The organism is Gimesia chilikensis (genome assembly GCF_007744075.1).
Taxonomy (GTDB): domain Bacteria; phylum Planctomycetota; class Planctomycetia; order Planctomycetales; family Planctomycetaceae; genus Gimesia; species Gimesia chilikensis_A.
In genome coordinates, this window is record NZ_CP036266.1 from 6,344,583 (window position 1) to 6,370,766 (window position 26,184).

Genomic DNA, 26,184 nt, shown 5'->3' on the forward strand with positions numbered 1-26,184 from the left:
AGAAATCTTAATTTTCAGACATCTCGGCTTCAATCACATTTTTCGCGAAGCTCTCGTAAGCAGCTCCCATCTCTTTCGCCAGCGAATCAGGAAAGACATGAAACTCACCAGCTTGTAAAGCAGCAACCACTCCATCGGCCACCAGTTCCGGAGGCTCAGCGATTTCATCAAAGCCGGCAGTATGCCCCATATCCGTGGCGATCGGTCCCGGATGCACGCTGACGACCAGGGTCCCCTGCTCCTTCAACTGATCTTTCAAACCCTGAGTAACCGCATACGCAGCAGCCTTGGAGGCACAGTAAGTCGTGAATTCAGGAAATGTTTTTATGGATGCTACGGAATTCAGCTGCACCAGCGCGCCGCCCCCATTGGCTTTCAGTACCGGAGCGAATGCCTGTGCGACACGGATCAAACCGTAAACGTTGGCATTCATTTCGAATTCAAGTGAATCCAGTGCATTCTCAGACAGAGCGGAAGCCGTTTTCAACACCCCCGCATTATTCACGACCAGCGAGACATCACTGGCAGTCTGGGCCGCAGTCTTGATCGTTTCCGGTTTCGTCAGATCCAGCTCCAGGGGAACCACCTTATCCCCATATGCCTCGGTCAACCCGGAAACCGAAGCCGGATCACGCACCGCAGCATAGACTTTCGCCGCTCCAGCCTTCAGTAATGCTTCCAGAATCGCTTTCCCTATCCCCCGATTCGCACCGGTTACCAGTCCCACCTGACCACTGATCTCATAGCCCATCTCAGATACCTTTTTATAAAACAGAAATTCCTCCCACTGGCATCACCAGCAGTCGTCCAGGAGCGTCACCCGCATTCTACGTCACGGCTTCGCTGAGACAAGACTTGAATCTCAACTGACAACCGGGACTTCCGATACGCCCTGTATCTATGAGATTCAGGAAGTTATGATAAGTTTACATGAAGAAAATAATAGATTGAAAGAGTGTCCTAGACAGGAATTCTCAATTGAGTCCATCGCCGACAAGTGAATCAACGAAGAAAACGCTGCCATTCTCAATTCAGGCCTTAATCGTGTTCCTGATCGTCGGAGGCATGATTGCCCTGTTGTATCCTGCTGTGAAACAGGAACGTGAAATGCGTGCCAACCACAGGGGTAATCTGCGTATGCTCGGTATGGCGCTCGAATTATATAGCGACGTATCCAATCAACATTTACCAATAGGCGGGACTACGGATCAGCAGAACCAACCTCTGCATGGATGGATGACGAGCCTGCTGCCTTACATAAACGAATCCGCCATGGCGCGAGAGATTGATGATTCCCGTCCCTGGAATGCACCGGAAAACAAAAAAATATTTTCAATTGTAATCCCACTCTTCCTGAACCCTCATCTTCCGAATGGACCAAAGAAAAATACCGAGGGATATGGTTTATCTCATTTCAGTGCCAATTCGCATCTGTTTCCTGTCGATCAAAGCATCAGAGCCGAAACAATCCAGACCGCAGATGGCCTGTCCAATACGATCATGATTGGCGAAATCAACTCCCGCTTTCCAGCCTGGGGATCAGCTACGAATGTTCGTGACCCAGCCCGGGGACTAAATGGCTGCCCCGATTGTTTTGGGAGTCCAGACAAAAAAGGAGCTTTTCTTCTGTTCGCAGATGGACATGTCCGTTTCATCGATCAGAATATCGACCCCGGGGTTCTCAAGGCCCTCAGCACACCTGCCGGTGGTGAACCAATCCCCAAATGGGATCACGAGCACTAAAATTTTCAGATGCGAGGTAGCGTTATTTAAGAGTATTTAACATGATCCTGAGCTCGAAAGCCTCGTTCAAGTAAGTATTCACTGTAGCCGAGGGTATGCGCTTACTCTTGTTTTCAGGATTTCAACAACAGAACAAAATGAGCCGCAGGGCATCAGCCCCGGTTGAAACGAGTTTGGTTTTTAACATCCGAACTAAGAAACGCGATCTAGAGTCTAAAACTTTTTGATTCGAGTACGGGAGCAGGGAAAGATTTCACTTCCTCAATCAGTTCAACATCTAATGGGGACGGTAGTTCTTTGCCCGCACCTTCATCAGAGAATTCCCAGACACGCACACCCGCGCCAGCCACCCAAACCCCAAAACGGTTCTTGCTGATCCAGCCGGCTCCCCATCCAGAACGCCAGTCGAAATCCTGCGACAGGGGGACGGTTATTATCTCTTGAGGCAGAAGCAACTGTGACTCTCGCTTCTCATAGTCGTAGACGCGTACGCGTAATTCTGCCTGATCTCCTTGTGCATTCCAGACCTGATTCACGACCAGTTTCTTATCCGGAGAGCTAAGAGCGATGTTCAGAAAATGATCAATCAAATCAGAATACAGGTCCTGTCCTTCTGTTTTAAATCGTTGCAGCAGTTCAATCGCCAACAGGTACTCATTCCATTTCACTTTGCCATTCTCATCAGGCCAGGTCCGATTCGTCTTGAAATCATGCATGATCATTACATTAAAATTTCGCCTGAAGGCAATCGTCTCACCATCCCGGGTTGAAAGCACCTCCAGCCGGCCTGACGGGACCCTTTGTGATCCAATCCCACTAAAGTCTCGTTCAGGCACCACAATGCTTCCATTTTCTGTGATTTGAAATGAGACATATCCCGGTGGTTCATAAAAGAATTCACCCTCACAGTAGATATCCAGGGACCGCCCCTGCCCCAGATCAAAATGAAAATCGCTTTCTTTAGGGAGTGACGCCAGCCAGAGTATTATTAAAACCATTATCCCCACGAGAATCAGAAACAGTCCAACTGATACTAAAAGAATGTTGAACTGCTTACGAGAAGAATCAGCGCGCATCGGTAACTTTCCCTAAACAATCATCTTGATGATACACCGAAACCCTGTCCTTCTTCACTTCCAGAACTGCCACCACTTCTTTGTCAGCCGGCGTTCACAGCGTTTGCAGATCGTCAGTGGCCGGCCTTCTACGGTAATCATCACTCCCTGTTCGTAGTCCTTCCCACAGATGGCGCAGCTCGACAGATCGGGGCCCGTCGTCTCGACCGATTCGAAGTCTTCTACCATCGGTCCGCCCTGACGCAGATGCGCGATATACTTCAACTCGCTGAGTGCGATTTCACTTTCAGGGTCCAGTTCCAGCGAAGCATGAAAGGCGGCTTCCGCATCATCCAGTTTTCCCATTTCGATCAATACGAATCCCCGACCGCGACGTGCCATTGCCAGTTCAGCCTGACTGACATGCGGTCCGGTCTCCACCACCTGATCATACAATGCGAGGGCCCCCTCTTTATTCCCCAGGTGAATCAGCGCCTGCGCCTTCTCGAACAGAAACTTCGGATTCTCCGGCTCCAGGCTGCGGCCCTTGTCGAGATACTCTACAGCCTGGGCATACTGCTGCTGTTTCACACACAGGAACCCCAGGTAGTAATAAGCCCGCGGATAGGCATTCCCGATCCACTTCACCGCCCGCTCGGTTCCTTGGTCCTGCATCCAGCTCACGTATTGCATGAACTCATTCATGCTCCAGAACTTGATCGCCACCCCTTCCCCGTCTGCCTCTTCATTTTCATAGGTCTCCGGCGTATTGGCAATCACCTCCTGAAGCAGCCGCTCCCCCTGTTGCAGCTTACCCGCCGTCAAAGCTTCCAGAGCCGCTTCAACTTTGGTCACGTCCTCTATTTCGACTTCACTTGCCATGCAGCCAGTCTTTCTAAAAGGGAATTACCAGATCAGTCCTTTGGTTGCCAGTACGATTAGTCCCTCTCGATTTGTCCCTGCCTCACGAAATGCCCCCAGTATCCGTTCGCCTCTCTCATCATCTTCGAAGCGGACTTTTAATGTCACAGATGCTCCAGGTAAGAGAGAAAAGTCTTTTTTTCCTAAACCACACCAGTCCCAGTTTGCTTTTCGCCAGAGTCCTCGCCGAAACACTTCCTGATATGACTGGATGTATTCCGGTCCTGCTGAGTGATAGATTAAGGTCGATTCCCCAGTATTCCTCACAACGACGAAGACCTCATCTTTAACCTGATTGCGGGAAATAATGACAGGACGATTTTTCAAAGGCACCATCTCTTCAAATTGAGTCCTCCGCCAGGCTGGATCCGGCAGTTGATCAGGCGGAATCGTTAAGCGAACCCGCTTGTCCTCTGCTGGAACGTTCGAAATGGGACTGAATGAAAACAACAGCAACAGGAGGCACCTGATTGCATTCCACTGAACTAGTTGATGATACATTAGTCAAATCCCCCACTCTCAGTCGCCAGAACGATCATCGCTGAATGCAGATAATCCTCATCTCTGAAATGCCCCAGCATTCGTTCCCGAATTCCCTGTTCCCAGAAATCCACTTTCAGTTCAACCGTCTCACCCGGTTTTAATAGAACGGACTTTTTCCCCATACCACACCAGTCCCAGTTGGCCGCCTGCCAGCGCCCCGACAGATCGGTTTCCTGAAACAGTTGAATTCCACTGCGCCCCACTGAGGTATAGCGCAGAACTGTATTTCCCGAATTGCGAACCTTCACCCAGATCAGATCCCCTTCACACCTGCGGGAGATCACTTCTGGAATATTATGTAGCGGTTCATCTCCTCGAAAGAGGGTTTGTCTCCAATATGGATCCGGTGACTGTGTTACAGATGCCCTTGCCAGGCGCTCTCCGCTACTGCTGGAGATCACAGCCAGTGCAGACATCAACAGCAGGATACGACAGATAGCAGACTGACTCATTTTCTCACTCCTTCCACCAGCAATTGCTTGTCGTCCAACCCTGCCATCCACACCGCCAGATCACGAAATGTCTGTAATTCGGGTGGAAGTGGATTCGATCGTCGCTCCATCAGCCAACCGACCAGGCCTGTCAGAGGAATCAAAGTGAAAGCACTAAAGTAGTAGCAGGATGGATCGACCTGTAACGAGAACAGAATGGCTCCCATGAACGACACATAGGCCAGCATCAAGCAAAGTACTCGTCTCCCCAGCCTGTGATCGAATTGCGCGAGATCCGGCGCACGTTGCTTTGTGATCCAGCGCACTTTCAACCAGAATAAAGCGAACGCGTTCCCCGTCAGCACGTCCCGAATCCGGGTGCCTGGTCCAAAATCCCGAGGACGCTTTTTAACCTCGCGTACCAGTTCCTGGATCCCGTGAAACGCCCCCGCAGGACCGCACTCCTGCCCGATGACATTGACCGGCTCAAAAGATATCGCCGTCGCACGCGCCGCGATTAACTGTGCGACCCGACGATAAGTAAAGTCGGCTGCATGCAACCGCTCCCACGCCTCAAAATCATCCCGGCAGACATCCAGCCTGAAATAATCGGACCATTCCTGGCGCGTACATTCAAATCGAAAGCAGGATTGCAGACTTTTGTACAAGTCGACCAAGTCACTAAAATTGATCTCTTCCCCGGCCCACCTCGGTATTCCGGATTTCTGATGCACATCAATCCGATCATCGGGCTGGAAGGGCGTATAACGGGGCAGAAAGAACCACTGCGTCTGGTGCCGTTCCCATAACTCCTGCATGCCACACAGTATCTGCGTTTCGGAATAACGAGTCTCATTCATGAAGACTCCTCTTCACCCTTACAAAGCAGATCCGTCTGAAGAGGTCGCACCGCATCGCAATCGAGATCAGCAATGAACAGTGCCAGATCGCGGAACGTCTGTAGTTCTGGTGGCAAGGGATCGGAATAGTATTGATAAGCGGAAGACAGGATCCAGAACGCAAGCAGATACACGAATAATGCGGCCGCGTAGACAGCATTGCCTGTCGCAAAAGAGGAAGGTATAGCAATCAGAGTTGCCCCCCCTGCTACCAGGCAACCGGCAGCAATCAGAACATCCCAGGTTCGTGATATTTGCGGAACCTTCTGTTCGGTTCTCCAGTGCAATTCATCCCAGAATCGATCCAGACGCGAACCTCGCAAGACCCCGAGTATCCTGGTACTCGGTGCAAAACGGCATGGGGCACGCCAGGCTTCCGCTGTTGATGTCGCTACCTGCTGGAGACCATAAAAAACGCCAGCGGGACCACACTCGCGATTCATCACTGTCACAGGTTGAAATGAAACAGTATTGATTGCCTTCTTCTGGATATATCGCGCAATGACACCGAAAGTGAACCGGGGAGCCACATCCCGCTCCCACTCTTCCAGGGTAAACGGTCCCTTGATTTCCAGTTCCCGAATCCATTCATCCAGAGTAGATTCGAAACCAAACTGTCGTTCAAAGCGATAAAAAACATCGGCGAGATCAGTATCATTCCAGAGGTTTTCTGATTTCATGTACTGATATACCTGAGTGTCTGCATCAAAGCGAGTTTCCGTCCCCATCGCATCGCACCAACAGACATACATGCCACACATAATCTGTTTTTCAGTATATCGCATTTCCTGCATCAAAGTCCCCTTTCCGGATGCAACACTGTAATGACAGCGAACACAGCTGCTTTCCTGCCTCCAGCATAAGACATCTGCATCCTACCTGACAGAATATCTTTCCTTTTCCTCTCCGAATCTTAATTTTTTGTTTTCCTGCTGGGAATGACATTGCACAATATGAAGATTTGATGCAGGTTTCGTGCAGGCACCTCTGCTGACTTGAGGTTCTCAAAATCGGAACCCAAAATGTCCTCAGAATTTAGATTCTGGACGGAATCACCATTAAGAGACTTCTGGTTCTTCATAGAAGGTCTGACACGACATGGCTCGAAACGTGACTTCACTGCTGCGGATGCTACTGCTGCTGGTTCTGATTTCAGGAACAGGGTCTGCTTCCTCCCGCGCCTGCACGACCGCTGTTATCAGTGGCAAAGCGACCGCTGACGGCCGACCACTGCTCTGGAAAAACCGGGACACCTCAAACATTCATAATGAAGTGGTACTCTTCAAAGAGGGTCCGCTCCGCGCCATCGCCGTGGTCAATGCAGGCAGCCGAAAATCCGCATTCATGGGCGTCAACGAAGCCGGCTTCTGCCTGGAAAACTCGTTAAGCAAAGATCTCGGCACTCCCGGTAAAAAGTCCGGCATGGGCAATGGACGTTTCATCAAACATGCTCTGGAAACCTGTGAAACAGTCGAGGACTTCCGTAAACTGCTCGACGAAACCAACAAAACAGGCCGTCGCACTGTTTCCAACTTTGGTGTCATTGATGCTCGGGGAGGCGCCGCCCTCTTCGAAACCGGTCCCGACAGTTACACGATGTTTGACGTCAACGATCCCCGGACAGCCCCCAATGGCTACATCGTTCGCTCAAACTTCGCCACTACTGCCCAGGGTCTGCCGGCCCTTCCCGAGCAGCGACACCTGGGGAAGATTTATTCCGCCGAACGCTATTCCCAGGCCTGTTCCCGACTCGAACAACAGCGGGGAACTGGTATCACCGTGGAGTATCTGCTCCGCAACCTGACACGCGACCTGTCTAACCAGCAAGGCACTCCTCACCCCGGCACCGTCAACGGCACCAAAGGCAAGCTGCCTGAAATCATCCAGACCGCAAACACCATCAGCCGATCCACCACCGTTTCTGCAGCCGTCTTTCATGGCGTCAAACCCGGAGAAAATCCCGGCCTGACAACCATGTGGACCATTCTGGGCAATCCCAGTTTTTCACTGGCCGTTCCCTGTTGGGTCGACATGAAACAGGTCGCTGACCCGCTGGAAGATCGCAAAGGAGCCGAGCTGGGAGAGATTGCGATTTCCCTGCGCGCCTGGAGTAAATCAGCCGAGGGTGACGGCATCGATACCCAGGCCCTCCCCGGCATCTGGGAAGACCTCTGGAGAACAGAAGACAAGATCCTCAAGCTCACGCATGCGTTTCAGACCAGCCGCAGACAACACGGTTATTCACAAGGCGCAGTCACCCGCTTTCATCAGAAGATGGCGGCACTCGCCATGCAGGCGATGCAACAGGAACTGCAGGAAATGAAGCAGGCCGCGATCGACCTGCCTGCTCCTCCGCCTCCCCGGTTCGCACCGGTCAAGAAAACAATCGTGATCCCCTGAAACATCTAACGAAACCAAGGATAGCTTCCATGCGTTCTACTATTATATTCCGTTGTGCGAATTTCTTCATCCTGTGTCTGGCCTGTCTGCCGATCACAGTTCAGGCAGAAGCACAGACAGCTGAAACGAAACTGGTTCGTGTCGCCGTGTTTGACTATCCGGACAAGGAATCAAACGGCCCGCGTAATCTGAAACAGTTCCTCACGCCGGCCAATGGATTCAAGTATCAGGTCGTCCGTCCTGCCGAGATTCGTAACGGCATACTCAAAGACTTCGACGTTCTCATCATGCCCGGCGGCAGTGGCAGTAAGCAGTCGAAAGCACTGGCACCGGAAGGTCGCAAAGCCGTCCGCCAGTTTGTGCAGAACGGCGGTGGTTATGTGGGGATCTGCGCCGGGGCCTACCTCGCCTCATCGCACTACCCATGGTCGCTGGGAGTGATCAACGCCCGCGTCTGGGATCGCCAGCACTGGGCCCGCGGCGCTGAAACCGTTGAAATCGGTCTGACACCCGCCGGACAACAGGTCCTCGCCCGCGGTCCAAAAAGTTACAAAGTACGCTACCAGAACGGGCCACTGCTGGTCCCCGACAACCAGCAGCACCTCCCGGGCTACGAAGTACTGGCGAGTTTCGAAACCGAAGTGGCCCGTAACGGTGCCCCCGCGGGAGCGATGGTAGGCACTCATGCCATCATCCGTTCCAAATTCGGTGCCGGTCGCGTGATCTGTTACAGTCCTCACCCGGAAGCCCAGGACGGTCCGAAATCACTGGTCGCCTCTGGAGTCTACTGGGCCGCCCAGGTGGACTGAACGATTCCCCCGCTCAGCCAAAGAGAGACTTCATAAATCCCAGCGGGAATACCAGACCCGATTCTGCACAGGATCCAGCAGCAGGATCTCTCCATTGTTCCAGGAGTTCTTTGCCCGCTGTCGTGCGGTGTAGCGAACCTCTGGAGAATCCAGCAGGCGTTCTATCTGCGACTCTTCGATCGGGCCCACAGCTTCAGTTCCCAGAACGGAAGCACTAATCCCTGAGACACCAAAGTTGAAAAACCGGGGAATCTCAGCTGGCACCGGTCCCTGTTGCCAGTCAGTTTCTCCCCACGGGGCAGGTTGCTTTAACCAGTGTAATATGGTCTCCGCATCGGTGTCGAAGACCAGGTAGTATTCACCATCCCCCAGGAATTCGAGCCTCACTTCACCCGCAGAGACAACCCGGGCCAACCCCGGCCAGTCGAAACCGGTATAGTGCTTGAAGTCACTTCCCGGGTCGGTCACTTCATAGTAGCGTGGCGCTTGTGAATATTTCGCAGGAGGCAACAGGAACAAAGCCGCCAGCAATCCCACAGGCACGCCCACAAACAGGACCGCCAGCAGGAACAAGAGGATGACATATCGCTTTCGCAGAGGGATGTCCGGCCCCGCGGAGGCGTCCACATCACTGGGAACATCTTTAGTATCACCAGCAATACGAAACTCCTCCGGAATCCCATTCATCGACAGACTCCTGTTGAGGCAGGATCAGCTCTTCCCCTTTACTTCACCCGCACCAGCTTCATCAGCCGCCCGGAAACGTTCCAGTCCTGCACATAGAGGTTGCCCTCTTTGTCCCAGTAGGAACCGTGAGTACCGCTGAAGATGCCTTCGCGCCACTGATCCTGGGGGACGTTGAAGTTGCGATGCGTTTTCGGATCTTCGTTGTTACCCAATACGGCGACGATGGTGTTGGTCTTGTCCAGAATGACCAGCCGTCCGTGCAGGTCGGGAACCGAAACGTAATCTCCCTGGATCGCGACTGAAGTCGGCATGCCCAGTCCGGTGATCACTTCTTCGATGTAGTTCCCATCCAGATCATAATGCACCAGGCGGCCCTTGGGCTGATGGTTACGGTCGCAGATCAACAGGCGAGGCGGATTGTATCGCGTATCCAGCGTCATCCCGTGTGCGGTGTTGAATTCCTTCAAGCCGTTCCCCTTCTTACCGAAGTGGGATTTGTATTTGCCATCCTTGTCGAACTTGAAGATGTAATTACTGGCGTAACCGTCTGAGAGAATAATGTCTCCATTGGGGGCGACGGTAATCGCGGTCGGGGCAAACTTCTTGAGGTTCAGTCCGGACTCTTTCGGGAACGGCAGTTTGAGAACGATGTCTCCCGTCTCGGCGTGAAACTTGATCCCTTCCCCTGCCACGTTGCGGGCACCGTAGATGAATTCCCCTTCGGGCTCATCCCGGATTTCGATATCGTGAATGTTAGAGTACTCGTCTCCCAGAAAACGGCGTACCACTTTCCCGTCGGGTGAGAAGACGAACACGCCCAGCTTGGCACTCGTGTAGATATTTCCCTCTTTGTCGACAACCACGCCGCCATGGGTGGGGCCCAGAACGGAACGGCCCTGTTCGTCGAACCCCCAGCCGGGCACCGTATCAAAAGTCATGATACCACAGCCCATCCGCACCGGTTCGACCTTCTCCGCCGCCATCACCGGCACTGCCAGACAACAGACCACAGCTACCGCAATTGAACGCAAGCACTTCTTCATCATCCGGATTCCTGTCCATTAAATATTCAGATTAATAAGTCAGCCGAAATAAGACGTTTCCCCTGTTCAGAGGCCAACCATTCCAGTATCCGCGGACCATCAATTGATTGCAACCTGCTCATCAAAAAACCTGCATATGTCACATTTCCACGCGCCAGACAACGCGACAAACACCTGCTATTTAACAAGTTAGAACTTTTCTCATTTTTCCTGTAACAGTTTTTCCCGCTTCACGCTGAGTAAGTCAGACAGGCATGGGACCTGTTAAACAAAACAAACACAATCGTGGAAACTGATACGAAATAAGGGGAACAGGACAATGAAACGCTTTACACTCAGTTTGGTAATTGTGGCGATGGTCGCCGGAACAATGACATTAGACGCTTATGCCGGGGGAAGAGGACACTCGAACGGTCGCTCTGGTTTCTCCCGCTCGAGCTCATCTCGCTCAAACTTTTCCTCTCGATCACGAGGGAATTTCCAATCACGAAATAATGGGATGCGATCCCGAACATCGACGATGAAGGCTCCTCAGAACTTCAACCACCGTGTCACAAACACGCGGATGAATCAGAACTCGTTTTCCAAGATGCAGCATAAGGGTTCTTCCCTGCAGCCACGCACTTCGATGAAACAGGTTCACTCCCAGTTCAACAACAAGAAGCCTGGCAACACTTTTACTCGACCAACCAGAAAACCGTTCACGGGCAATAACACAATGAAACCCAAACCATTCCCCAAACCACTCGATCCGGGTATTGGAAACGGGAAACCAGGTAACGGCGGCATCACACGTCCGGGTAAGAATCCGTTCACAGGCATCGGAAGCACCAAACCCAAACCGTTCCCGAAACCTCTCGATCCGGGTATCGGTAATGGCAAACCAGGCAATGGCGGAATCACTCCTCCGAAACCTGGCATGGGAGCTCCCAAACCACGACCTCGTCCACGGCCTCCCGTTGGCAACGGTCCTCCAAAACCACGGCCTTCCAAGCCCATGCCTCACAAACCAGGTCAGGGCAACGGACACCATAATGGAAACCACAACGGTCACCACAATGGACATCATAACGGACACAATCACGGTCACCACGGAAACCATCACTGGCACAACCATCGTCCTCGCTTCTCCTGGTGGTGGTACAACTACTGCACACCACTGCGGACCTGCGTGCCCGGTAACTACCAGTACTGCAACTACGTGTATCCAACTTGTGACTATGTCGCTCCCAACGGAGTGGTTGTGGAAGACGTTCGCTGGTTCCTCGGTCTGAAAGGAATGATGCTGCCCGGCAAAGGGATTGGTGTGGAAACAGTCGCAGAAAATTCACCTGCCGCTGCTGTCGGCCTGCAACCGGGAATGGTGATCACGAAGTGTAACGGTGTTGTCATCACCGACAACGAAGTGTTCGGCCAGGTCATCGCTCAGTCAGGTGGCGTACTGGAAATGGAACTGCTGGAATCCATCGAAGGCGAGCCCCTCCAGGCAACCGTTCAGATGACTCAGCTGCCCGCAGCCAGCTTCTAGGAGTAAGCAATACATGACACTGCAGGCAACCCGTAAAACGTCCGATGAGGTGTGAACCTTGTCGGGCGTTTTTTTTTCATTCAAATCGTTGTCGTAGTTGACCTGCCCCAGATGCTTAGGATAGATCAACGCGTTTCATCACTCCACGTTTAATATCATAGTCAAATTTTCGATTCTCTCGATCTTCAAATAGTTGCAGCAGCTCTTCACCGTTTTCAATTGTCAGACAGGACTCATTTAATTCTGCCAACCTCTGCTGGTGAATTTGAATCAACTCGATGAGTGTGGCGTCAGGATCGCAACTTGCAGCGTCTCCTGGTTCAATATCAATCAGATTCCGCTGGTCGCTTGTTGTAATCGAGCTGGTAGAGTCCGGAAATGAAACGATGTAGTACGACGATCGAATCGATTCAGTTTCATCCGGAAAATAAATCACAAAACTGATGCCCATCACCTTGTCTTGATGTAGAGCATAAATCGTGACACCTGATAGCTTGGAGTCATCCTTAATCGGACCCGAATTTAGCTTTAGCAACTGCGGTTCAATGAAACCGGCTTCATCAAGTATTTTCAGCTCCTTCGAAATATCAGGCTGGTAACGCTCTGGAATTTGATCCAGGTCAACCTGCTTTTCCTTAAAGGATCGGCACACAGCAAAAGGCTTATTTTGTGGCCTGATAAGATAGATTTTCATCAAAAACCAGAGAATAACCCCCAGCAAAGTATTGACCGAATAGTTACTCAAGAACTCCCGTAATGAGTACCTTCTCAAGTCCTCTACATAATATTCCATCAAGATTGCTTTCCCATAAGACTAAAAGCCACGTTAATTAGTCCTGAACGACCCAATAAGTTTTTTCAGAACTGATAATAAAACAACTACAAATTCACCCCTGACATGTGAAATATTTTCCTGCCACCCAGGTCCTTCAAGAAATATTCACCCGACAACATTAAACAGAACATACATACAGAAAGAAGATCAGAAAACTGTTCCGGATGCAAGTTCATACATTTTAGAAACAATCACCCCTATTTCGGGCCGGAGTAAGCAGCGCAATCACAACTCTCATGAAACGAGAACCTTGTCTGGCATAATTGTGTCTTATACGATTGACCGCCACAGATTTTGTCACACTGTAAACTTCGGAACCGACACTCCATGCTTCGTGAACTAACCGCCTCAGATCAACAGCTCATTCTGGACTATGCATACCAGCACGAACTCGAAAACATGTTCGTGATCGGCAGCTTTGAATTCTCTGACAATCCCTTCGAGTTCAACACTTACCTGGGCTATTTCGAAAATGATGTGCTGACAGGTCTGGGCGTCTACTTCGGCCTCTGGAACGACATCACACTGCACGCTGAGAGCACCGCTGTCATCGATGCCTTTGTCGATGAGTTCGTGAAACAGAACCGGCCCCTGAAATATGTGGTCGCCTTCCAGCGGCATGCACTCCCAACCCTCGACCGTCTCCAGCAGCATGGCATCACCCCCATCAAAGTTCGGGAGCAGACCCTGTACCTGTTGGCGCAGGAGAATTTCCATGACTGTTCCACAGGAGCAGAAGTCCAGGGAACGTCAGGCGACATAGACGGTATCATTCGCCTGGGAAACATCATGGATGAGCAACCTGCCGACAGAGAAGTGCCCGAAAACGAGCGGGCGCGCATTGTCCCCGAGTACGAATGGCTACTGAAACAGGCAGGTGAGATCATCGCCAAAGCCAATGTCCACGGGCTATCTCAGCACTACGCCCAGGTAGGCGGCGTGATGACACATCCCGCTCACCAGGGAAAAGGCTACGCCAAACAGACCGTCAGCGCCACCTGCAGACACTGGTTCGCCCGGGGCAAACAACTCACCCTGTTCGTCAACAACGACAACACCCCCGCAATTCGAGCCTACACCAGACTGGGATTCCAGCCAATCGGGGAATACATTCATGCAGAATTTGCGTGAGCCTGTTTTAAAAGTCATTATTTCGCGCGTACATAGATCGCGCTGAACCGGATCTCAGTCTTCTTTCGTCCCTCAAACGTCACCCTCACCGATACCGCTCCAGCAGACTGGTCACATTGGTCTGACCATTCCAGGTGATCGGTGTCTGAAATCCATTCATCTTCACAACCGCCGTCTGCTTTCCCGAATAGCCCGGCAGCGGAATCGTATTCGCACTCAGCAGTTACACTCTCAGCTACGACTCTGTTCTCAGCCCATCCGCTTTCCTGACAACAGCATCAGACACGAGCGCAACATCATGCTGCTCCTGGAACAACTTTAGACATGAGAGAGGTATTTCAGTGTAGATGATGGGGGTGGTGACGCAATGATATTCCTGGAAAATAGTCTTCTGGAAATACTGTGCAACTCGACTACTATTTCAGGAATTGAAATGACGTACGTGCATGAGAAAACAGATCGCGATAATGCTCTATCTGATCTGCATCGCAGTGAAAACTCATAACATATAAGTCTTCATTTCTGATAAACAGATAGATCTGACAGGCAATCAACCGGGCATCCAAACGAATTCTTCTTGTATGAAAATATCTGGCAGGTACATCGCAGACAGTCGTCGTCCCCGAACAGACAATAGAGTCTCCGATTCGTTTCATGCGCTGATCAGCAACTTCAGTTAATATCAGTTGGGGAGCCATCGTCTTCATCTGATCTGTCAGTTTAAAGTTGACGTCGCGCCCACATAGGATCATGACAGTATGAAACCTTGATGGAGTAGCATTGTAGTAGGACAGAACAGAATCAGGCTCAGTATTTGTCTCTTCAAAATCAGCTGGGAGCTTCATCGTGAAGGTCTGTTTTGAATATTCTTTAAATTGTTGATCAACAGGTGAATCAGAATGAGTCAAAAGATCGACACACTGTTCCGGGACTGCAGTGAATTCAGCAATCGTCTGTTCTGTTAATACAGACTTCTCAGAAGCCCCTAGTGGGTATTGGTTAATTTTCTTCCAGAGCCCCGTATTAATCATTGATGCATGTTGTGCTAAACTCGCCAATACAGATCGTACTGCGACATACTCTCTGGTATCAACACAAGACCGGTCGATTTCTAACGCTTGCTGTAGTTCGCCAAACGCACGATCAGCTGTTTCTAAATCCAGAGATTCAAGCCCCTGATATCTTACAGAACGTGCCTGGTATGCTGCTCTTACCAGGCACGCCCATACCTGTAAATCACTGGGTGACTGTTTCGTGACCTCTTTTGAAAATGCCCTCCAGTCAGGAATTGATTGTCCGGTAATGCCTATGCTGGCTTCGAAGGCAGCTTTAAACTCTGCACTGGTAACATCTCGGTAGGCCTCCAGTTCAGTATATGACTGCGAGTTTTGAGTATCCTTGAGAGGTGTCATAGTCTCAACTGGAACTGGAATCTCCAGTTTTTCAGAAGTACAACCAGTCAACAATATGATCGCAGAAAACAGAAACCAGCCCCTATCATTCAATCTCGACGGTCTTAAACGCATAACCAGCAGCCCTCGGTAATAGCTATTTTATTTGAATTGTATTTCAGTGTAGATAATTTGTGTCGGGAAGCAATGATGTTTCTACTCACACGAGCCTGAGGACAGAACTGAAAGCAAACAGATTTACCTCTCGGTTAATGAATAGCGAGATGTAGATGATGGTGGAGCACATGTCAGAAACTGTCTGGGAATTCACCTGTTTTCAACATGCGCAGCTGAAAACAGGCATTGTTGAACTCTACTCCTTCCAGCCGGGCCCCTTGAAAAGAAGTGTCGCTCAGCACGCTTCCGACAAACCTGGCACCGCGTAAATCGGTATAAGAGAAGTCAGAGCCCTTTAGCTCCGAGTCCCAGAAATCAGCACCTCGCAGTGACGCCCGCTGAAACGAGAGCTTCACATAAGCGTTGCGGAGCACCAGACCATTCAGAGTACAACCCGCCAGAATTCCACTTTCGTCCGTCTCAATCCGGCTGCCATTGAAAACACGTTCTCCCGCCTGATAACGTTCCAGTAACTCTTCTGCGGAGCGGGCCGGTCGAATGCGACGCTGGGCAATCTCATAGGCAGTCAGCAGTCGCAAGGCGATCACCTTGTCCCTCTCAGGATCAGTCGGACTGATCCCCATTGAGTTTTCCTGAATTCGCAGTAGATGCTCTGCAACGCGCCGTTCATCCGCCCCTCTCTTGAGTAATTGGAGAAGCACAACATCGTACCTGGAATACTCACTGAAGGCGCCTTCATCTGCATTCACACCCAGCGGGTCCCACTCACGAAACAAAATGTCATGCACCAGACGAATCAAATGAGAGTCAACGTTCATGCTACTTCCATCTCTAGCAGACTTATTTGATACAGGTATTGTGTTTCTAAAGTAGAGTTCGCACAATCAAATCGCCTCTACAAAATAATGATGCGATATCATTCATGATATTTGGATGATATTCATACCAGAATTGTTATTTAATCTGACAACCATGCACAATCTCATCATCGACACCCCACTGGGGGAAATCAATTTTTTCGTCTTTGGCGTCACACCAGGGGTGCAGGTGCAGCTTGATCAGGTGCCGCTCTCACCCCGGTTGCCGGCTGGGATGTCACTAGACAATTGCCTGGGGATTCTGCTGCAAATTAACTGTCGCGAACCAGTAGAAGACCTGATATTCGAGTGCCGACTGCGGGGACACAAGTACGACTCCTGCTCTTATGAAGGGGGCCAGCATCTGTTTGCAATGTCCTGGGAGAATGCTCAGACGCAGCTTATGATCGGCACTGAAGATGAAGAGTGCCTTAATGCGCGTCTGCCGGAAGAGCAGAAATATGAATTCTGCCCGCTGGGACACGACGAAAAAGGGATCACGCTGACACTGCCTGACCTGGAAAAAGGGAACCGATGCAGTTTCCACTTCATTGTCGCCTGGCAGGATTTCCCCGCAGCAGATTCGGGAGCCTGCTGGCACGCCGTCGATGTCCGGCACGCGGTTCTTTGGAAAGCGTTCAACCATTCTTGAGCTAAGAGAGACTTCTCGAGTTTGAATTGATCGACGACTACTGCACCTTACCTCCCTGCTCAAAAAAGACGTCTAATACAATTTTCATCTGCTCCCTCTGAGCGGCAGAGACTGTAAATTTCTGCCCCGGAACGCTCGCGTGATGGACTGTCACATTATCCGATGAAATGATATCCCGCAGTAGTTTCAACTGCTGCGGATTCACAGGTGCGTCATACCATTTCCAGCCTTGGCTGGCTCTTTTCAATTTGATTTCCCACTCAGCGAATCCCGTTTCTTCCAGTTGCAGTAGACCAGCTTCATTGAGAAATGCAGGAGTTCTGTGAGATACAACCGATTTTCTGACGATCTCCTGCTGCTCTGGCGTGAGCCCCGTGTAAAGAGCTCGAATCGCCTTTCGCGATTGATCTGTCAGTTGCCTCGAATTTCGGCCTGAGATACTCGCTGGATTCGCCAACTGTTCCTGACGACGCAGGAGACGCTGATGGTTTTGTTCGACTCGCATCAGCTCGGCATTGATCCGTTCCATCGCGGCAATCTGTTTTAATCGCTCTTTATTCCGTTCCTGGTATGCTTTGTCGGTCCGCTTTTCATCGAATTTAAAATCTTTGAATTCGCGCTCATACGCTTCTTCTGCAACCCGGAATTCCTCTTTGATTTTCCGCTGACCTTCTTCAGACAGCAACAGTTGCAGTTCAACCTGGATCGGCCCCCACTCTGGACTTTTCGATCGTCGAAAAATACTCGGTTTGTGATCTCTGTCAAAGCCATCCTCGGGCACGAAAGCAGTTTGACCATCTTCGGTCGCGATGATGAATGTTCCGCCAACTGTCTTACCTGGAAGTAATTGAGCCATTCTCAGATGGAGTTGAGTGGGACGTGAATTCGTTTCCGTAAAGTAGAGCTGGAAATTATCCGGAGAAAATATTGTAGCCGGAGATTCCCGATGCCTGACTTTGACCACAGGCAGCAGCTCGGAATCGAGACCTGGAGTTTTCCTCAATTTCAGTCGGAGTGCCGTCTCATCTGAGATCGCAGGTAGCACAACGGAGATTCGATTCCATCGATTTTCCTCCCGTCGGATCACTCCCAGTTTCAACTCATCCTGACTGGTGATTCGACTGAGTTTCTTATCTCCCGCGCGGGGAGCACGCAGGTGACTTCCGTTGACAATGTGAATCAGATCATTCTCCTGAAGTCCTGCCATCGAGGCTCGTGATTTGTCCGCAACGGCCCTCACAATTAAAGCATTACTGGTGCGTGTTGGAAAAATTGGAATCGGCTGATTCGTCTCACGAAGCGACTTGATATATTCAAAGACTTCAACTGTCTCAAAACCCATCTCATAGTGTTTAACAGGCGGTTGTGCTTGAACCTGAGACGATAGCAGAAACAAAACCACAAAAATACAAAGCACTCTCATCTGATCGACCTCGATTCAACAGATAGCCCAAAGCGAGTGAAATTTAACCTGAAATCCACACTCGCCCACCATATGATCGCATGAACACAAAATCAAGCCGGGCGTAAAAAAAGCAGCCCCTGAGGACTGCTTTTTGATTTTCTGTTTTCACAGTGGTGGCTTTACAGCTTCCACCCCTCCTCTAAAACAGTGCCCTTAGGGACGACAATAATGCCGTCGCGAATCATCACATCGCTCTGGTCAAAGTCGGTCTCGGTATGACCGTTGAGTTCAATGCGTGCTCCTTTGCCGACGCGGCAATTCTTGTCGACGATCGCACCGTCAATATAGGCACCATCGCCAATACCGATCGGCGGACGGTCGTCCTGGTCCAGCTCTTTGCATTGGTCCTGGTAGAAGTCGGCCCCCATAATGACCGAGTTGCGAATGGTCACGTTTTTACCAATTCGACACCGCAGGCCAATGATGCTGTTTTCAATCACAGAGCCTTCATCAATCTCACAACCATCGGCGATCAGGCTGCGGGTGATCTGCGTTCCTTCGCAGCGCGTCGGAGGCAGGAAGCGGGGACGCGAGTAGATCGGCGCCTTCTCCACGACGAAGTCAAATGGTGGCTGTGGATGAGCCAGAGCCAGGTTCGCTTCGTAGAAAGAACGGATCGTCCCGATATCTTCCCAGTAACCGTCGAACAGGTGCGCGTGTACTTTGTGAGTCCGGATTGACATCGGAAAGATTTCTTTACCGAAATCTTCGTAATCGGTCGCCTTCAACAGATCAACGAGCAGATCGCGATTGAACAGATAAATGCCCATGCTGGCCAGGCAGTCCCGGCCACGGCTTTCGATGCCCTGCTGGTCAATCCACTCGGGAGAAGTCCGCACCATCGACAGGTCTTCTTCGGTCTGCGGTTTTTCCAGGAAGCCTTTCACGCGGCCTGTGTCATCAACCCGCATGATCCCAAACGCCGAGGCCTGTTCGCTGGAGAGTGGCACCGTCGCGATCGAAACGTCGGCCTTAGACTCGATATGATTGGTCAACATTTCCGAATAGTCCATGCGATACAACTGATCGCCGGAGAGAATCAGCACGTAATCGATGTCCGACTGTTCGATACAGCGGATGTTCTTACGGACAGCATCTGCTGTTCCCTGGTACCAGTCGGTCCCTTCCATCGTCTGCTGGGCTGCCAGGATCTCGACAAAACCGCCGCCGAAGGAATCAAATTTATATGTCTGTCGGATGTGACGGTGCAGACTGACCGAGTTGAACTGCGTGAGCAGATAGATGCGATTCAGTTCACTGTTGATACAGTTTGAGATCGGAATATCGATCAAACGATACTTGCCGGCCAGGGGAACAGCGGGTTTGGAACGGAGCTGTGTTAGTGGAAACAGACGAGTTCCTTTGCCCCCTCCCAGGATGAGGCTGACAATATTTTTCATGGATTAACCTGATTCTAGTGCGTTGCGCACACTCTAGACGAATGACACTCTCTTTTATAAGCAAACTTAATGAACGGCTTGCCTCTTAGTGATACTGTATTGTATTTAGTTCATGTTACTGAGATTCTACCCTGCAAACCAGTTGAGAATGAACTGTACTCTCACAGCTCTGGAAAAATTCCGATTCGGGTTCAAATCTGTATTGATCAGCGAATATAGGAGAAACTCAGTCTGTGAACCGCTTCTACAGGCGGTTAAGATAGTAGTGATTTTCCGACCTGAATTCATACAAATTTCATCCACAGAATCCCGCCGCTCACCCCAAGGAGTGTTACTTTGTTTCCTGCCCACTGTCTGCAACTCCCGTTTCGTTTACGTCTCCTGCTGGCCTGTTCGGTCAGTCTGATCCCCTTTCTGAACCCTCACAAAGCTTTCAGCGAGACACCCTATACACCTGCGATTGCCGAGGCATCGCAGGAAGGGGAACAGGCAATTTCGGGCTTTCGCGTTCCTGAAGGAATGCATGTCAGCCTGTTTGCTGCGGAACCGCTGATGGCCAATCCGGTCGCCTTCTGCATTGATGAACAGGGACGTTTTTACGTAGCAGAAACCTACCGGCAGTCTAAGGGTGTGGAAGACAACCGGAGTCATATGGACTGGTTGCATGATGACCTCGCCGCAGAAACCGTGGCCGATCGCGTTGCTTACTTCAAGAAACATCTCAAGGAAAACGTCAAAGACTACACGCTCGAACACGATCGGATCCGCCTGGTCGAGGATCGGGATCACGACGGCAAAGCCGACCATGCCGGCGTCTTCGCGGACGGCTTCAATAACATTGAAGACGGTACCGGGGCCGGCGTACTGGCCCGCGGTGGATACGTCTATTACACCTGCATTCCCCACGTCTGGCGTCTCAAAGACACGGCAGGTGAGGGGAAAGCCACCCTGCGGGAAAAACTGAGCAGCGGTTACGGGGTCAGGGTCGCCTTCCGCGGACACGACCTGCACGGACTGAAACTCGGCCCCGACGGTCGGCTCTACTTCAGCATCGGCGACCGGGGATACAATATCAAAACCAAAGAAGGCAAACACCTGTTTCGCCCTGATACGGGAGCCGTCTTCCGCTGCAACCTGGACGGGACAGAACTCGAAGAATTCGCTTACGGTTTGCGTAACCCGCAGGAACTGGCGTTTGACGATTACGGCAACCTGTTCACAGGCGACAACAACTCAGACAGCGGCGACAAGGCCCGCTGGGTCTATGTTGTCGAAGGGGGAGATACCGGCTGGCGGATGTACTACCAGTACCTGTCCGACCGTGGCCCTTTCAATCGGGAAAAGATCTGGCACCCCGCTCACGAAGGTCAGCCGGCTTACATGGTTCCCCCGATCGTAAATTTGTCTGATGGTCCATCCGGACTGGTCCACTACCCGGGCGTGGGTCTCGCTGATCGTTATAAAGGTCACTTCTTCCTGGCCGACTTCCGGGGGACTCCCTCACGCAGCGGTATCCGTTCGTTTGCCGTCAAACCGAAGGGAGCTTCCTTTGAACTGACCGACTCCCATGAATTTATCTGGCAGATCCTCGCGACCGATGTCGACTTTGGCTACGACGGCAGCCTGTATGTCTCTGACTGGGTCAACGGCTGGAACGGACTGGGCAAAGGCCGCATCTATCAGTTCACTGATACCAGACATGCAGGGGAAGCGAAAGAAGTTCACTCTGCAGAACTCATGAAAGCAGGCTTTTCAGAACGTTCCACTGAGGAACTGGTCGGTCTGCTCGCGCATCCGGATCAGCGAATTCGCATGGAAGCCCAGTTTGCCCTCGTCAATCGGAGTGCCCTGGATTCTCTACAGAATGTCGCCCTGAATGGGAACGATCTGTTTGCCCGCCTGCATGCCATCTGGGGCATCGGACAGTTGGGGCGTCAGACAAGTTCTGCAGTCGCCGGCATTCAAAGTCTGCTCAAAGATCCGGACAGCGAAGTCAGAGCTCAGACTGCCAAAGTGATCGGGGAAGCCGGATTTACTTCTGCAACTCCGACCCTGATTGAACTGCTCAAAGATTCGAATGCCCGCGTACAATACTTCGCCGCAGTTGCCTTGGGGCACTTTAAGTCACAGGCAGCGGTTCCCGCATTGTTTGAGCTACTCAAGCAGAATAACAATGCCGACCCGATGCTGCGTCATTCTGCGATTCTGGCACTGTCCCGCATCGGGGCAGCAGACCAGTTAGTTGCCGCGGTCAACAACGAATCGGCGGCAGTTCGCCTGGCTGCGGTTGTTGCTCTGCGTCGTCTGCAGCGTAAGGAAGTTGGTCTGTTCCTGCAGGATTCCGATCCCCAGATCGTGCTCGAAGCGGCCCGGGCGATTAACGATGCTCCCATTCCCGCTGCGGTACCAGACCTCGCAGCGGTTTCCCTGAATCCGGACATGGCCGATCCCCTGCTCCGCCGGGTGATGAATGCGAACTTCCGACTGGGAGGTGCTGAAAACGCCGCCCTGTTGGCAAAGATTGCCGCCGATAAAAATGTCCCTGAAACGCTCCGCCTGGAAGCGATTCAAGAACTGAGCCAGTGGAATGAGCCGGAGCCCCTGGATCGGGTTCTTGGACGCTGGCAGCCCATCGAAAACCGGCAACCGGTCGAACTGGCGGAAATCGTCGGTCCCATCGTCCCCGACCTGTTCAGCAGCTCGGAGAAGATCAAGGAAGCAGGCACCGGACTGGCAGCAAAATATGGCATCAAGGAAGCCGCCCCCATGCTGGCCAAAATGGTGGAAGATGTAAAACGTCCCGTTGATGTTCGAGTCGCTTCACTCAAGGCACTGGATAAACTCGGCTACCCGGGCATTTCAGAGATCGCTAAAACCGCTATTCGGGACAAGCATGCCGCATTGAGAGTCGCTGGTCGCAATGTACTGGCTCGCCATGAACCAGAGGCCGCCCTGCAGCCCCTGGAACAGGCCATTGAATCGGGACAAACGTCAGAAAAACAGGGCGCCATCGCCACCCTGGCTGAAATGCAGATCCCGGAAGCAACTACCATCCTGACCAGATGGATGCAACGACTGGTCAAGCAGGAGGTTCCCGCGGAAATTCAACTGGATCTGCTCAAGGCAGCCGCGCAGAAGAAATCACCCGAACTGGACCAACTCCGTGATCAGTATGAAGCTCAGCGCCCCGAGGGGGATGCGTTAGCGAACTACCTCGAATCGCTGTCTGGTGGGAATGCTGCCCGGGGACGTGAAATCTTTTTTGGTCGCAGCGACACTTCCTGTCGTCGCTGTCATCAAATCCGCAATAACGGCGGCGAAGTCGGCCCCGATCTTTCGGGAATCGGCCGTGATAAAGATCGCCGTTATCTGCTCGAAGCAATCGTCGCACCGAACAAAGCGATCGCGAAAGGATTCGAAACTGCCGTGCTGGCTTTGCTGGACGGCAAGGTGGTCGTCGGTATCATCCGCAATGAAACCGATGATACCTTGGAGGTTATGGATGCCAAAGGGACCGTGATTCGTGTTCCCAAGGACGAAATCGACGAACGGGCGACCGGGAAATCGGCAATGCCTGAAGAAATCGTCAAGCAGCTCAGTAAAGACGATCTGCGGGACCTCGTTGAATTTCTCATTCAACAGAAACAGAAACCAAAAGGTCCATCGGCTAAGCACGAAGGCTGATCTGGTTGTTTTTGAAGAATATTATTTCTAAAATCGGCTCCTTGTTTTACAAAGGGTAGCCGGTTAAAATGAGAACATACGAAACAGAGAAACAAGCCTCTGTCATGTTGATTCAAAATCGTGAGTTGACCCTACAAATATTTCTAGGGGGACCCACGAGATTCGGCCGCGTGTAAATCCGGTATATCCGGCTCACACAACCCGAGTTATCAGGTTCCCACTTTGCAATCACGGGTTCTAATAACACCCGCGAACGAATCACTTGGCGGAGGTTTTTTACATGGGCTTGTTCGATCAGCAGGAATCGCAGCACCTCGAAAAGGCGAAACCGCTGGCAGCCCGCATGCGTCCGCGCTCCCTGGAAGAGTTTGTCGGACAGCAGCATTTTCTGGGCGAGGGAAAACTTCTGCGACGCATCCTCGCCGCCGACCGGATTGGCTCGCTGATCTTCTTCGGCTCTCCCGGCACCGGTAAAACCTCACTCGCAGAACTGATTGCCCGTCAATCTAACCGCCGCTTTGAAGCACTCAATGCCGCCTCTGCCGGTATCAAAGAAGTCCGCGCCGCCCTGGACCGGGCCCGCGATGAACTGGCCTCGGGGGGCATGCAGACCATTCTCTTCATTGATGAGCTGCATCACTTCAGCAAAGTTCAGCAGGACGTCTTGTTACCGGATGTGGAATCGGGGGTTGTCTCCCTGATCGGTGCAACGACTTCGAACCCGTTTTTCTCGCTCGTTTCTGCCCTCATCAGCCGGAGCCAGATCTTCGAATTCCAGGCACTGACGGCGGACGAAATCCGTACGCTGATGCACCGGGCCCTGCAGGATGAAAAACGGGGACTGGCCCGCTACAGCGTTGAAGTCGAAGCCGAGGCTCTCGACTTTCTGATTGAAGTCTGTGATGGAGATGCCCGACGCTCTCTAAATGCACTGGAAATCGGGGTCCTCTCCCTCTACGGTCAGGATCGAGTATTCGATCTGGAAGTCGCCCAGGAATCGATTCAGAAAAAAGCGATTCAATACGACCAGGATGGCGATGCCCACTATGATTCCGCTTCTGCCTTGATTAAAAGTATGCGCGGCAGTGACCCGGACGCCGCCCTGTACTGGCTGGCCCGTATGATTGAAGCGGGCGAAGACCCGCGTTTTCTGGCCCGCCGCATCGTGATCGCTGCCTCAGAAGACGTAGGCAATGCAGACCCGATGGCACTCCTGATCGCGAATTCCACCTTTGCGGCGGTCGAAAAAATCGGTATGCCCGAAGGTCGGATCCTGCTGGCACAGGCGGTGACCTATATCGCCACCGCGCCGAAATCCAACGCTTCCTATGTCGCCATTGATGAGGCACTCTCTGACGTGCGAAACAAGTCTCTGCTGCCTGTCCCCGTGCATTTGAAAGACACACATTACCGCGGGGCCAGTCAACTGGGACACGGCGAAGGTTACCAGTACGCCCATGCGTCAGAGGAGGGCTGGGTCGACCAGGATTATCTGGGAGTGGAACGCGAATACTACCGCCCCGTTGAACGCGGCTTCGAAGCGACAATCCGCAAGCGGCTGGAGGTATTCAAGGAACGGCGCGAAAAAAAATCAGGAACGGATGATAACAACCGTTCCTGATCCCCCTCGTTGCATCTCGTCAGTCAAAGCCTGACCGTGCTGAATCAGCACAGTGGCTGCTGTTTCAGACCGACGATTGTGATCGCCCGGGCGACTTCCCGTTCCTGCAGCAACCCTTCCAGGTTGGGCATGAAGTCAACCGACATGTACCATTGCATCAACACATCGAACATGGGTTCAATTTCTTCTTCCTGAATCCCAAATTCTTCTTTCATCGGCAGAGCCTCTTCAGGAGACATATCCTGAAACTGGCTGATCAGCAGGAAATCGCCTTCGTTAGACAGATTCAAATGCAGATTGCGAACTTCCGATGACAGGAAATGATCAATGGCGATATGCACGTCGAGTGGTCCCCCCTCAAGGTAACGACGTGCTTCGTCAGGTTGTTCGTCGATGATGCGGGCAGCCGTTTCACAGACCGCGTATACAACGCTTTCATCAACGAGGTCGCCTTCCACGTTTTCACTGGCCAGATGCTTGGCCCAGGTGACTGACAGCAGATCCAGTTGCACGTGTGGCGGCACACTTCTCAGGAACGGGACCTCAGTCAGATATCCGAATGATTCGAACGGATCGTCTCCAACCTGCTTTGCCAGAGCAATGCGTTCCAGAGTGTCCATGAATGCAATCCGGAAGGCGATGTAGCTCAGAAAAGTCTGTGGCAGGATGTCTTTTGAAATTGTAAGCATGATGATAATCGCTTGGCAAAAGTGGGTAGATCTCAGATGCTTCATACAGTCTTTAATCAAAGTTGGTGAGACCGTCATGAAATCAGAATCACGCGGTCACTGACAGGTATTACTTTGCCAGAGCAGTATCCCAAACACAATAAAAAAGTTTTCAATTTACAGCGAAAAACGCTGGATTGATTCAAGTGCATGACTCTCTGTCAGTACTATAAAACAGGGCCCAAATTACTCATCAAGCCAGATTTCATGCATCTCGCGTAAC

23 protein-coding genes are annotated in these 26,184 nt (G+C 51.6%); 8 read left to right on the top strand and 15 right to left on the bottom strand.

What is annotated here, in order from left to right:
• Positions 1 to 7 precede the first annotated feature (7 nt).
• Positions 8 to 751 carry an SDR family oxidoreductase gene (locus tag HG66A1_RS23835; protein WP_145190029.1) on the bottom strand — a complete coding sequence of 248 codons (744 nt, stop codon included), beginning with the start codon at positions 749 to 751 and terminating at the stop codon, positions 8 to 10.
• Positions 752 to 1,107: 356 nt separating this feature from the next.
• Here HG66A1_RS23835 and HG66A1_RS23840 point away from each other — a divergent pair, with 356 nt between their 5' ends.
• Complete coding sequence (locus HG66A1_RS23840; protein ID WP_197996769.1) at positions 1,108 to 1,743, top strand: DUF1559 domain-containing protein; 636 nt, start codon at positions 1,108 to 1,110, stop codon at positions 1,741 to 1,743.
• 206 nt (positions 1,744 to 1,949) lie between these two features.
• Here the strand turns inward: HG66A1_RS23840 and HG66A1_RS23845 are convergent, their stop codons facing one another.
• Genes HG66A1_RS23845 through HG66A1_RS23870 form a run of 6 tightly spaced genes read right to left on the bottom strand, consistent with a single transcriptional unit; the run spans position 1,950 to position 6,386 of the window.
• Entirely contained in the window at positions 1,950 to 2,819 is an 870-nt protein-coding gene (locus tag HG66A1_RS23845) for a hypothetical protein (protein ID WP_145190035.1), read from the bottom strand.
• 54 nt (positions 2,820 to 2,873) lie between these two features.
• The gene (locus tag HG66A1_RS23850; protein ID WP_145190038.1) at positions 2,874 to 3,680 is read right to left on the bottom strand and encodes a tetratricopeptide repeat protein; all 807 of its coding nucleotides are present in this window, start codon (positions 3,678 to 3,680) and stop codon (positions 2,874 to 2,876) included.
• A gap of 24 nt (positions 3,681 to 3,704) precedes the next feature.
• On the bottom strand, positions 3,705 to 4,175 hold the full coding sequence (locus tag HG66A1_RS23855; protein WP_145190041.1) for a hypothetical protein: 471 nt from the start codon (positions 4,173 to 4,175) through the stop codon (positions 3,705 to 3,707).
• A gap of 44 nt (positions 4,176 to 4,219) precedes the next feature.
• Complete coding sequence (locus HG66A1_RS23860; protein WP_145190044.1) at positions 4,220 to 4,714, bottom strand: hypothetical protein; 495 nt, start codon at positions 4,712 to 4,714, stop codon at positions 4,220 to 4,222.
• The gene (locus tag HG66A1_RS23865; RefSeq protein WP_145190047.1) at positions 4,711 to 5,553 is read right to left on the bottom strand and encodes a hypothetical protein; all 843 of its coding nucleotides are present in this window, start codon (positions 5,551 to 5,553) and stop codon (positions 4,711 to 4,713) included. Before HG66A1_RS23865 ends, HG66A1_RS23860 begins: the two co-directional genes overlap by 4 nt.
• The gene (locus HG66A1_RS23870; protein ID WP_145190050.1) at positions 5,550 to 6,386 is read right to left on the bottom strand and encodes a hypothetical protein; all 837 of its coding nucleotides are present in this window, start codon (positions 6,384 to 6,386) and stop codon (positions 5,550 to 5,552) included. The genes HG66A1_RS23865 and HG66A1_RS23870 overlap by 4 nt, the downstream gene beginning before the upstream one ends.
• Before the next feature lie 304 nt (positions 6,387 to 6,690).
• Here HG66A1_RS23870 and HG66A1_RS23875 point away from each other — a divergent pair, with 304 nt between their 5' ends.
• Entirely contained in the window at positions 6,691 to 7,992 is a 1,302-nt protein-coding gene (locus tag HG66A1_RS23875; protein ID WP_145190053.1) for a carcinine hydrolase/isopenicillin-N N-acyltransferase family protein, read from the top strand.
• Between the two features lie 29 nt (positions 7,993 to 8,021).
• Positions 8,022 to 8,801 (top strand): BPL-N domain-containing protein, encoded by a 780-nt coding sequence (locus HG66A1_RS23880; protein WP_145190056.1) that lies wholly within the window; start codon positions 8,022 to 8,024, stop codon positions 8,799 to 8,801.
• Between the two features lie 30 nt (positions 8,802 to 8,831).
• On the opposite strand, the gene HG66A1_RS23885 is transcribed toward HG66A1_RS23880, so the two are convergent.
• Together HG66A1_RS23885 and HG66A1_RS23890 are read right to left on the bottom strand one after the other, a co-directional pair.
• Positions 8,832 to 9,488: a hypothetical protein gene (locus HG66A1_RS23885; RefSeq protein WP_145190059.1), complete on the bottom strand. Its 657-nt coding sequence runs from the start codon at positions 9,486 to 9,488 to the stop codon at positions 8,832 to 8,834.
• A gap of 38 nt (positions 9,489 to 9,526) precedes the next feature.
• The gene (locus HG66A1_RS23890; protein WP_232106657.1) at positions 9,527 to 10,534 is read right to left on the bottom strand and encodes a 6-bladed beta-propeller; all 1,008 of its coding nucleotides are present in this window, start codon (positions 10,532 to 10,534) and stop codon (positions 9,527 to 9,529) included.
• A 496-nt stretch (positions 10,535 to 11,030) separates the two neighbouring features.
• Between HG66A1_RS23890 and HG66A1_RS23895 the strand changes: the two genes are divergently transcribed.
• A complete protein-coding gene (locus HG66A1_RS23895) occupies positions 11,031 to 12,059 on the top strand; it encodes a PDZ domain-containing protein (protein ID WP_145190062.1) in 1,029 nt (342 codons plus the stop codon).
• Positions 12,060 to 12,174: 115 nt separating this feature from the next.
• Here HG66A1_RS23895 and HG66A1_RS23900 read toward each other — a convergent pair whose 3' ends face one another.
• Positions 12,175 to 12,852, bottom strand: a complete 678-nt coding sequence (locus HG66A1_RS23900) for a hypothetical protein (RefSeq protein ID WP_197996770.1) — start codon at positions 12,850 to 12,852, stop codon at positions 12,175 to 12,177.
• Positions 12,853 to 13,221: 369 nt separating this feature from the next.
• Between HG66A1_RS23900 and HG66A1_RS23905 the strand changes: the two genes are divergently transcribed.
• Positions 13,222 to 14,025, top strand: coding sequence for a GNAT family N-acetyltransferase (locus tag HG66A1_RS23905; RefSeq protein ID WP_145190068.1), 804 nt, complete (start codon positions 13,222 to 13,224; stop codon positions 14,023 to 14,025).
• A 416-nt stretch (positions 14,026 to 14,441) separates the two neighbouring features.
• Here HG66A1_RS23905 and HG66A1_RS23910 read toward each other — a convergent pair whose 3' ends face one another.
• Complete coding sequence (locus tag HG66A1_RS23910) at positions 14,442 to 15,551, bottom strand: hypothetical protein (protein WP_145190071.1); 1,110 nt, start codon at positions 15,549 to 15,551, stop codon at positions 14,442 to 14,444.
• A gap of 173 nt (positions 15,552 to 15,724) precedes the next feature.
• Positions 15,725 to 16,372 carry a pentapeptide repeat-containing protein gene (locus HG66A1_RS23915; RefSeq protein ID WP_145190074.1) on the bottom strand — a complete coding sequence of 216 codons (648 nt, stop codon included), beginning with the start codon at positions 16,370 to 16,372 and terminating at the stop codon, positions 15,725 to 15,727.
• Positions 16,373 to 16,526: 154 nt separating this feature from the next.
• Here HG66A1_RS23915 and HG66A1_RS23920 point away from each other — a divergent pair, with 154 nt between their 5' ends.
• The gene (locus tag HG66A1_RS23920) at positions 16,527 to 17,063 is read left to right on the top strand and encodes a hypothetical protein (RefSeq protein WP_145190077.1); all 537 of its coding nucleotides are present in this window, start codon (positions 16,527 to 16,529) and stop codon (positions 17,061 to 17,063) included.
• Positions 17,064 to 17,100: 37 nt separating this feature from the next.
• On the opposite strand, the gene HG66A1_RS23925 is transcribed toward HG66A1_RS23920, so the two are convergent.
• Both HG66A1_RS23925 and HG66A1_RS23930 read right to left on the bottom strand, forming a co-directional pair.
• Complete coding sequence (locus tag HG66A1_RS23925; RefSeq protein WP_145190080.1) at positions 17,101 to 18,270, bottom strand: hypothetical protein; 1,170 nt, start codon at positions 18,268 to 18,270, stop codon at positions 17,101 to 17,103.
• Positions 18,271 to 18,647: 377 nt separating this feature from the next.
• Complete coding sequence (locus HG66A1_RS23930) at positions 18,648 to 19,928, bottom strand: glucose-1-phosphate adenylyltransferase (protein ID WP_145190083.1); 1,281 nt, start codon at positions 19,926 to 19,928, stop codon at positions 18,648 to 18,650.
• A gap of 336 nt (positions 19,929 to 20,264) precedes the next feature.
• On the opposite strand from HG66A1_RS23930, the gene HG66A1_RS23935 reads away from it, so the two are divergent.
• Together HG66A1_RS23935 and HG66A1_RS23940 are read left to right on the top strand one after the other, a co-directional pair.
• Entirely contained in the window at positions 20,265 to 23,612 is a 3,348-nt protein-coding gene (locus tag HG66A1_RS23935) for a PVC-type heme-binding CxxCH protein (protein ID WP_145190086.1), read from the top strand.
• Positions 23,613 to 23,892: 280 nt separating this feature from the next.
• Positions 23,893 to 25,233, top strand: a complete 1,341-nt coding sequence (locus HG66A1_RS23940; RefSeq protein WP_145190089.1) for a replication-associated recombination protein A — start codon at positions 23,893 to 23,895, stop codon at positions 25,231 to 25,233.
• Between the two features lie 44 nt (positions 25,234 to 25,277).
• Here HG66A1_RS23940 and HG66A1_RS23945 read toward each other — a convergent pair whose 3' ends face one another.
• Entirely contained in the window at positions 25,278 to 25,922 is a 645-nt protein-coding gene (locus HG66A1_RS23945) for a hypothetical protein (RefSeq protein WP_145043104.1), read from the bottom strand.
• Between the last annotated feature and the right edge of the window lie 262 nt (positions 25,923 to 26,184).

Excerpts from the sequence above, each read along its gene's own strand:
- HG66A1_RS23835 (WP_145190029.1), bottom strand. The coding sequence starts at position 751 with ATGGGCTATGAGATCAGTGGTCAGGTGGGACTGGTAACCGGTGCGAAT.
- HG66A1_RS23840 (WP_197996769.1), top strand. The coding sequence starts at position 1,108 with ATGCGTGCCAACCACAGGGGTAATCTGCGTATGCTCGGTATGGCGCTC.
- HG66A1_RS23845 (WP_145190035.1), bottom strand. The coding sequence starts at position 2,819 with ATGCGCGCTGATTCTTCTCGTAAGCAGTTCAACATTCTTTTAGTATCA.
- HG66A1_RS23850 (WP_145190038.1), bottom strand. The coding sequence starts at position 3,680 with ATGGCAAGTGAAGTCGAAATAGAGGACGTGACCAAAGTTGAAGCGGCT.
- HG66A1_RS23860 (WP_145190044.1), bottom strand. The coding sequence starts at position 4,714 with ATGAGTCAGTCTGCTATCTGTCGTATCCTGCTGTTGATGTCTGCACTG.
- HG66A1_RS23865 (WP_145190047.1), bottom strand. The coding sequence starts at position 5,553 with ATGAATGAGACTCGTTATTCCGAAACGCAGATACTGTGTGGCATGCAG.
- HG66A1_RS23870 (WP_145190050.1), bottom strand. The coding sequence starts at position 6,386 with ATGCAGGAAATGCGATATACTGAAAAACAGATTATGTGTGGCATGTAT.
- HG66A1_RS23875 (WP_145190053.1), top strand. The coding sequence starts at position 6,691 with ATGGCTCGAAACGTGACTTCACTGCTGCGGATGCTACTGCTGCTGGTT.
- HG66A1_RS23880 (WP_145190056.1), top strand. The coding sequence starts at position 8,022 with ATGCGTTCTACTATTATATTCCGTTGTGCGAATTTCTTCATCCTGTGT.
- HG66A1_RS23885 (WP_145190059.1), bottom strand. The coding sequence starts at position 9,488 with ATGAATGGGATTCCGGAGGAGTTTCGTATTGCTGGTGATACTAAAGAT.
- HG66A1_RS23890 (WP_232106657.1), bottom strand. The coding sequence starts at position 10,534 with ATGATGAAGAAGTGCTTGCGTTCAATTGCGGTAGCTGTGGTCTGTTGT.
- HG66A1_RS23895 (WP_145190062.1), top strand. The coding sequence starts at position 11,031 with ATGCGATCCCGAACATCGACGATGAAGGCTCCTCAGAACTTCAACCAC.
- HG66A1_RS23900 (WP_197996770.1), bottom strand. The coding sequence starts at position 12,852 with ATGGAATATTATGTAGAGGACTTGAGAAGGTACTCATTACGGGAGTTC.
- HG66A1_RS23905 (WP_145190068.1), top strand. The coding sequence starts at position 13,222 with ATGCTTCGTGAACTAACCGCCTCAGATCAACAGCTCATTCTGGACTAT.
- HG66A1_RS23910 (WP_145190071.1), bottom strand. The coding sequence starts at position 15,551 with ATGCGTTTAAGACCGTCGAGATTGAATGATAGGGGCTGGTTTCTGTTT.
- HG66A1_RS23915 (WP_145190074.1), bottom strand. The coding sequence starts at position 16,372 with ATGAACGTTGACTCTCATTTGATTCGTCTGGTGCATGACATTTTGTTT.
- HG66A1_RS23920 (WP_145190077.1), top strand. The coding sequence starts at position 16,527 with ATGCACAATCTCATCATCGACACCCCACTGGGGGAAATCAATTTTTTC.
- HG66A1_RS23925 (WP_145190080.1), bottom strand. The coding sequence starts at position 18,270 with ATGGCAGGACTTCAGGAGAATGATCTGATTCACATTGTCAACGGAAGT.
- HG66A1_RS23930 (WP_145190083.1), bottom strand. The coding sequence starts at position 19,928 with ATGAAAAATATTGTCAGCCTCATCCTGGGAGGGGGCAAAGGAACTCGT.
- HG66A1_RS23940 (WP_145190089.1), top strand. The coding sequence starts at position 23,893 with ATGGGCTTGTTCGATCAGCAGGAATCGCAGCACCTCGAAAAGGCGAAA.
- HG66A1_RS23945 (WP_145043104.1), bottom strand. The coding sequence starts at position 25,922 with ATGCTTACAATTTCAAAAGACATCCTGCCACAGACTTTTCTGAGCTAC.